We start from the raw sequence: 2,568 nt of genomic DNA on the forward strand, positions 1-2,568 counted from the left end.
TTCCAGCTTTTATTTTTCGTCAGAAAGTGTAGAATGACGATAGCCATAAGTAAAGTAAATCACAAGTCCAACTACAAGAGCAACACCAAATGCAATCCATGTTTCTATACTATATTGCAGCATAAAGGAAAGACAGATTAGAATCGAGAGAATCGGTAACAAGGGAACTAGGGGAGTTTTGAATTCTCCTTCTTTAGGCATCCCCTTATCCTTTCTAAGTTTTATAATTCCATAAGCCAATAAGATAAGATAAGCCAGCGTACAAATATTTAGAAAGGCTGCAATACTAGCCAATGGAAACACTCCTGCTGCAATTGCAGAAGCAACTCCTGTTAAGATGGTCGCATTTTTAGGAACACGACTTATTTTGCTTAATTGCTTAAAACTTCGAGGTAAAAGACCATCACGTGCTAAACTGTAAATCATACGCGATAAGGCATAAGTCATAGAAATACATACTGTTATTAGGGTCAAAATGGCCACTAATGACACATAATTAGCTGCCCAACCAATTCCTATACTTCGCAATGAAAATGCTACAGCATCATCCACATTGAGTTGGCTGTAGTGAACAATCCCTGTCAATACTAATGTAACCAGAGCATAGAGAATCGTTACGATTGTCAAAGACAAAACAATACCTCGTGGGACATTCTTTTGTGGATTTTGAATTTCATCAACAGCCATAGAAATTGATTCAAATCCTAGGAAACCAAAGAACATCAAAGATGCTCCTGCCATTATTCCAGTACTTCCACCATAAATTTGACCAAAACCAAAAGGAGCAAAGTTGGACCAATTTTCTGGTTTAATATACCAGATACCAACTAGAATAAACAAAGCGAGAGCAGAGAATTTCAAGACGACTAGAAGCGAATTAAAACGCAATGCTGCCTTGGAATTTAATAAAACTAAACCGGTTACCAGTGTCAGTACCAAAATAGGTAAAAGGTCTATATAGGTACCCTGCTCAGGGTTAAAGGTCCCATTCAAGGCTTGAGGCATTGAAATACTATAGTTACTGAGCAAGCCTTTAAAATAAGCTGCCCAGCCAGAGGCCACACCAGAAACTGCTGTCATGAACTCCATGATGGTCAACCAACCAGCAATCCAAGCTGGTAATTCACCCAAAATTGCATACAAATAACTATAAGCACCACCAGTTGCAGGAACACGAGAGGCAAACTCTGCGAAAAAGAGGGCGGATAAAGAAACACACAGCGCAGAAATCACTATAGATACAACCAGTGACGGACCAGCAAGCGTTGCTGCTGCGGTTCCTGTAATGGTAAAAATCCCAGTTCCTACCATGGCACCGATTCCTAATAAAATCAAATCCCATACTTTTAAATGACGGTGCATTTCAGTACGTCCCAAGCTAACATCTTTTGTTCTAAAAATATTCATACTTCATCTCCATTAAATATGATTGTTTTATTTTATCATATAAAAGGGATTTTGTGAATATTTATAAGATGATTTTTCAAAAAAATCTGAACAGAAATAAATCCTGCTCAGATTATACAAATTTTACCCAACTGACCCTTCCATTTCATAGCTAATCAAGCGGTTCAGCTCAACTGCATATTCCATTGGAAGTTCTTTCGTGAAGGGCTCCACAAATCCCATGACAATCATCTCTGTCGCTTCTGATTCTGACAAACCACGACTCATGAGGTAATAGAGTTGTTCCTCTGAAATCTTAGATACCTTGGCTTCGTGTTCCAAAGCAACTTGCGAGTTGTGGATTTCATTAAATGGAATGGTATCTGATGCTGACAAGTCATCCATGATAATGGTATCACACTCGATGTGAGAAACAGATTTTTTAGAGTTTTTGTTAAAGGTTACTTGTCCACGGTAGTCAACCTTTCCTCCGCCTTTAGCGATAGATTTAGACACGATAGACGAGCTTGTGTGCGGAGCGTTGTGAATCATCTTAGCACCAGTATCCTGGTGTTGCCCAGCATTGGCAAAGGCGATAGAGAGCATAGTACCACGCGCCCCTTCTCCATCTAGATAAACAGATGGATATTTCATGGTTGTTTTGGCACCCAAGTTACCATCAATCCACTCAACAGTGGCATCCTTTTGAGCTTTAGCACGTTTCGTTACCAAGTTATAGACGTTATCAGACCAGTTTTGGATAGTCGTATAACGCATATAAGCTCCATCCAAGGCAAAGATTTCTACAATGGCAGCATGCAAGCTGTTACTTGAATAAGTTGGAGCTGTACATCCTTCTACATAATGAACACTTGCTCCCTCATCAACGATAATCAAGGTACGTTCAAACTGACCAGTATTTTCGTTATTGATACGGAAGTAAGTTTGAAGTGGGATATCTACCTTGATCCCTTTTGGTACGTAGATAAAGGTTCCACCAGACCATACTGCTGAGTTAAGGGCAGCCAATTTGTTATCTGTTGGCGGTACCAACTTAGCAAAGTATTGTTTAAACAAGTCTGGGTATTCCTTGAGGGCAGAATCTGTATCTGTAAAGATAATTCCTAACTTCTCAAACTCTTCCTTCATGTTGTGGTAAACCACTTCTGACTCGTACTGGGC

General features: G+C 39.6%; 2 protein-coding genes. Both read right to left on the reverse strand.

Going from position 1 to position 2,568, the window contains the following annotated elements:
* Positions 1-9: 9 nt before the first annotated feature.
* Complete coding sequence (locus tag QZ565_RS09280) at positions 10-1,407, reverse strand: amino acid permease (protein WP_295528594.1); 1,398 nt, start codon at positions 1,405-1,407, stop codon at positions 10-12.
* 123 nt (positions 1,408-1,530) lie between these two features.
* The coding region (gene sufB, locus QZ565_RS09285; protein WP_295528597.1) for a Fe-S cluster assembly protein SufB at positions 1,531-2,568 on the reverse strand (1,038 nt) is incomplete at its 5' end.

Source organism: uncultured Streptococcus sp., assembly GCF_915066115.1.
Classification (GTDB): domain Bacteria; phylum Bacillota; class Bacilli; order Lactobacillales; family Streptococcaceae; genus Streptococcus.

Coding starts and splice junctions, on each gene's coding strand:
- QZ565_RS09280 (WP_295528594.1), bottom strand. CDS start 1,407: ATGAATATTTTTAGAACAAAAGATGTTAGCTTGGGACGTACTGAAATG.